At 73.2% G+C, this 4,899-nt stretch carries 4 protein-coding genes and 1 pseudogene; 4 read left to right on the top strand and 1 reads right to left on the bottom strand.

The window, feature by feature from the left end; translation table 11 throughout:
• On the bottom strand, positions 1-2,143 hold a 2,143-nt coding region (locus tag AXW62_RS32715; protein WP_060947669.1), incomplete at its 3' end, for a S9 family peptidase.
• A gap of 322 nt (positions 2,144-2,465) precedes the next feature.
• Between AXW62_RS32715 and AXW62_RS32710 the strand changes: the two genes are divergently transcribed.
• The 4 genes and pseudogenes from AXW62_RS32710 to AXW62_RS43410 all read left to right on the top strand — a co-directional run.
• On the top strand, positions 2,466-2,660 hold the full coding sequence (locus tag AXW62_RS32710) for a hypothetical protein (RefSeq protein ID WP_030822763.1): 195 nt from the start codon (positions 2,466-2,468) through the stop codon (positions 2,658-2,660).
• 62 nt (positions 2,661-2,722) lie between these two features.
• Complete coding sequence (gene mshB / locus AXW62_RS32705) at positions 2,723-3,607, top strand: N-acetyl-1-D-myo-inositol-2-amino-2-deoxy-alpha-D-glucopyranoside deacetylase (protein ID WP_060947668.1); 885 nt, start codon at positions 2,723-2,725, stop codon at positions 3,605-3,607.
• Positions 3,604-3,972 (top strand): DUF6113 family protein, encoded by a 369-nt coding sequence (locus tag AXW62_RS32700; protein WP_030822768.1) that lies wholly within the window; start codon positions 3,604-3,606, stop codon positions 3,970-3,972. Before mshB ends, AXW62_RS32700 begins: the two co-directional genes overlap by 4 nt.
• A gap of 196 nt (positions 3,973-4,168) precedes the next feature.
• A pseudogene (locus AXW62_RS43410) lies at positions 4,169-4,899 on the top strand (hypothetical protein); the annotation flags it as partial.

Genomic DNA, 4,899 nt, shown 5'->3' with positions numbered 1-4,899 from the left:
GCTTGAGGAAGTCCACCTGGAGGAGCAGCAGGTTCTCCGCGACCTGCTCCTGGGGGGTCATATGGGTCACCCCGGACAGCGGCAGTACCTCGTGCGGACGGCCCGCGGCCAGCAGCGCCGAGGAGAGCCGCAGGGTGTGCGCGGCCACCACGTTGTCGTCCGCCAGCCCGTGGATGATCATCATCGGCCGGGCGGTGTCGGCCGCGCCGGACAGCCCCTCGTCGGTCACCAGCGAGTTGGCCGCGTAGACCGCGGGCTGCTCGTCCGGATGGCCCAGATACCGCTCGGTGTAGTGGGTGTCGTACAGCCGCAGGTCCGTCACCGGGGCGCCCACCACGCCCGCGTGGAAGACGTCGGGACGCCGCAGCACCGCCAGCGCGGCCAGATAGCCGCCGTAGGACCAGCCGCGGATGGCGACCCGGCCGAGGTCCAGCGGATAGCGCTCGGCGAGCGCCGTCACCGCCTCGACCTGGTCCTCCAGTGTGACCGCCGCCAGGTCGTCGCGCACCGCCTTCTCCCAGGCGGGGGAGCGGCCGGGGGTGCCGCGGCCGTCCGCGACGATCACCGCGAAGCCCTGGTCGGCGAACCACTGCGAGGTGAGGTGGGCGTTGTGCGAGGCGACCACGCGCTGGCCGTGCGGCCCGCCGTAGGGGTCCATCAGGACCGGCAGCGGTCCGTCGTCCGGCCGGTAGCCGCTGGGCAGCAGCACGGCACAGGGGATGTCCCGCTTGCCCGCGAAGAGGAGGTCGGGGCGGGCGGTGATGACGGGCCGCTCCGCGTACGAGCCGATCTCGGCGAGGCGCTCGGCCGCGCCGTGGTCGGCGGGCCGGAGGATCTCCACGCTCACCCCGGGCCGCTCCAGCCCGGCGTAGGACAGCGCGATCAGCTCACCGCCGCGCACGGCGGAGTGGACCGCCGGGAAGGGCCGCTTGCCGACCGGTTCCCAGCCGCCCTGGTCGCCGCTGCCCCGGAACCAGGCGCGGAAGACATCGATCTCGCCCGGCTGCTCGGGCAGCGGGGCCCCGGCTCCCGGGGAGGCGGAGAACAGCACGTCGTCGGTGCCGATGCCGAGCACCGCGCGCACGTGGAGGGCGCCGGAGGTGAGCTTGCGGTCGCCGACCATCAGCACCCGGGCGCCGCCCTCGTCGGCGATGCGGACGAGCCGTCCATCCTCCGTCCAGGCCGGCACCCCGGGGAAAAGATCCAGCCAAACCGCGTCCTCGTCCACGTGCACCGTGCTGGTCCGTCCGGTGCCGGTGTCCACGGCCAGATAGAGCTGGCTGCGCTGGTCCCTGGCCTGGACCAGAAGCAGCGGCGGACCGTAGGCCGACCAGTGCACCCGCGCGAGGTACGGATAGCGCTCCCGGTCCCACTCGATCTCCGTACGGGAGCCGTCCAGACCGAGCAGAACCAGCCGCACCTCGGCGTTGGCGGTGCCCGCGGCGGGATAGGCGGTCTCCGCCGGTTTCCGGCCGGGGTGGGCCGGGTCGGCGATCCACCACCGCTGTACGGGGGCCTCGTCGACCCGGGCGGCCAGCAGGGCGTCGCTCTCCGGCGACCACCAGAAGCCGCGTGAACGGTCCATCTCCTCGGCCGCGATGAACTCCGCGAGGCCGTAGGTGACGGTGTCCCCCTCCGGCTCCGCGAGCGCCCGGTCCGCTTCGCCGTCGACGCCGGTGACCCGCAGCGCCCCGCCCGCCGCATAGGCGATGTGGCGGCCGTCGGGCGAGGGGCGCGGGTCCACGACCGGACCCGGGACGCGCAGCTCCCGGGTGGTACCGGCGGGCAGGTCGGTGGTGAAGAGCCGCCCGGAGAGGGCGAACGCGGCACGTTCGACCGCCGTGTCCACCGCGTAGCCGACCACCCCGGCCGACCCCTCGCGGCTGCGCTCCCGCCGCGCCCGCTCCTCGGGGGACAGCTCCTCGTCGGCGCCGCCGAGCAACTCGGCCGGGTCGGCGGCGGGGTACTCGCGCCGCCCGGCGAGGTCGTGCACCCACAGGAGGCCGGTCCGGTCGGTGCCCGAGCGGGAACGCAGGAAGACGACGCGTGAATCGTCGGGGGCCACGGTGAGGGCCCGCGGTGTCCCGAGGGTGAAGCGCTGGGTGCGCGCGTACTGCCGTGGGAACGAGAGCTGTCCGGTCATAGGGCGAGCGTACGGCTGTCGGATCAGCGCGGGGGAGGGTGCGGACCGGTAGGCCGGGGGCGGCGCCGCCCCCCGGTGCGGCCCGGCCGGAACGGCGCGGATGCCAAGGCGCTCCGGGCGGCGGTGAGATGGCGCATAACCAACGAGAAAGGACCTGCTGGGAGCGGAAGTTGCTGCGATCAGGCATGCGCCCCTGTCATGCTCCCGTGCACCGAGTCGTGTGCACACCGCCATAGTTATGATCGATTGCGCATAGTGGGTAGGCCCCCTGTGGCATCAATATGTTGTCCGTCCGAGTGCGTGTACCTGGAGGTGAGCCGCTGTGGCGCTCTCGATCTCGATGTCAGTGCTGCTGCTGATCATCGTCTTCATGCTCGTCAACAAGGCAGGGCTGAAGGCGGTGCACGCGGTCGTCTGTGTCCTCCTCGGCTTCTATCTGGCGAGTTCCTCGGTCGCCCCGACGATCGACGACCTCACCACCAACGTGGCGGACATGATCGGCGGCGTGAAGCTCTGACTCCGAGCGGGGCCGGGGCGTGCGACCCATGGGCACGGATGTGCGAATCGTAGGCTGTGCCCATGACCGTTCTTCCCGCCCGTCGTCTGCTGCTGGTGCACGCACATCCGGACGACGAGTCGATCAATAACGGCGCGACCATGGCGAAGTACGCCGCCGAGGGCGCACACGTCACCCTGGTGACCTGCACCCTCGGTGAGGAGGGCGAGGTCATCCCGCCTGCCCTGGCGCATCTCGCCGCCGACCGCGACGACGCGCTCGGTCCGCACCGGATCGGCGAACTCGCCGCGGCCATGGACGCCCTGGGGGTCCAGGACCACCGTTTCCTGGGCGGGCCCGGCCGCTATCGCGACTCCGGGATGATGGGCGCCCCGCAGAACAACCGGCCGGACTGCTTCTGGCAGGCCGACCTGGACGAGGCCGCGGGGTACCTGGTCGCCGTGGTCCGCGAGGTACGGCCACAGGTGCTGGTGACGTACGACGCCGACGGCGGATACGGCCACCCCGACCACATCCAGGCGCACCGGGTGGCGATGCGCGCCGTGGAGCTGGCCGCCGATCCGGACTTCCGGCCGGACCTCGGCGCGCCGCACGACATCGCCAAGGTCTACTGGAACTGTGTGCCGCGCTCGGCGGTCGAGGAGGGCTTCGCCCGGCTGCGGGCCGCCGGCCGGGACTCCCTCTTCCCGGGCGTCGCGACGGTCGACGACGTCCCCGGGGTGGTGGAGGACGCGGAGGTCACCGCGTCCGTCGACGGCACCGCCCAGGCCGGGGCGAAGGCGGCGGCGATGCGCGCCCACGCCACCCAGATCGCGGTCGAGGGGCCCTTCTTCGCGCTCTCCAACGACCTGGGCCAGCCGATGTTCGTCCAGGAGCACTACCGGCTCGTCAAGGGCGTGGCCGGCGCGGAGCGCGAGGACGACCTGTTCGCGGGGGTGACGGCGTGACGGCCCCGCGACTGGGCGGGTACGCCCTGCTGGCCGTGGGCGGGGTGCTGGTCGGCGCCGCGGGTGCGCTGGTCCAAGCGGCGTGGTTCCCCGGCGGATTGCTGCTCGCGCTGCTCGCGGTGGCGGGCCTGTGCTACGGCGGGGTCAAGGTGATGGGCGCCCGGATGGGCGGCGGGGTGCCCGCGGGGGCCTGGACGGTGGCCGTGCTGCTGCTCACCTCCCCCCGTCCGGAAGGGGACTTCCTCTTCGGCGCGGGGCTGGGATCGTACGCCTTCCTCCTCGGCGGGATGTTCATCGGTGTGATGTGCGCCACGTTGCCCTTGGTACCGCAACCTCCGGGTACGTCGGCCCGACTTGGTAAGTGACGTGACGTTTTCGGCATGACGTCCCCGGCGCTCGGCGGCCCGTCCGGCATGCGGCGGAGGGTGCGCCACGGGCGTACCGGATGCGGTGATGCGGCGGTCGTCAAGTGCGCGTCCGCGCCGCCCAGTAAGGTGGTGCCGCCGCCGAGCCGCCCGCGCGAGGTCTGACGGGCGGCGGAGCTAACTGGGAGAACCTGCTTTGAGCCGTGAATCTGACAGTTCGTCCTCCGGGCCCCGGGAGGGAAGCGGCGGTGCCGCCTACCCGTCGGGCACCCCGCCGTACGGATCCCGCCAGTACCCCTCGCCGAACCCCACGCAGGAGGCCCAGCAGGGGGCGGCCGGTGACGGTCAGGCGCGTGCCGCGGCCAAGCCGGAGGAGCCGAAGACCGAGACCACGCTGACCACCCGGATCAAGATCAACATTCCGGGGTCGCGGCCCATCCCGCCGGTGGTCATGCGCACGCCCGTCGCGGAGGACGGTGTGCCCGCGCCGCGCTCCGGCGAGGACGACGCCGCCCCCGAGCGCACCAGCGCCCTGCCCCGGGTCGACTTCACGCCGACGCCGGAGCGCGGGGTGCCGGCCGAGCGCGGCGGGGCCAAGGAGACCTCCGAGGGCCGGGAGAAGAAGAGCGGCAAGAGCGACGGCGAGCGGACCAGCGACTGGTTCTCGCCGCGCAAGCCCAAGAGCGCCTCGTCGGCCACCGGCGGCGTGCCGAAGCCGTCGACGCCGGCCCCGGAGACCACCCAGCAGTTCCCGGCCCCGGACACGACCCAGGGCTTCCCGGCCCCGGACACGACCCAGGGCTTCCCGGCCCCGGACACGACCCAGGGCTTCCCGGCCCCGGACACGACCCAGGGCTTCCCCGCTCCCGACACCACCCAGGGCTTTCCGGCCCCGGACACGACCCAGGGCTTTCCGGCCCCGGACAC

The organism is Streptomyces hygroscopicus subsp. hygroscopicus, assembly GCF_001553455.1.
Lineage (GTDB): Bacteria > Actinomycetota > Actinomycetes > Streptomycetales > Streptomycetaceae > Streptomyces > Streptomyces hygroscopicus.
This window is presented reverse-complemented; position numbering and strand designations above follow the sequence as displayed.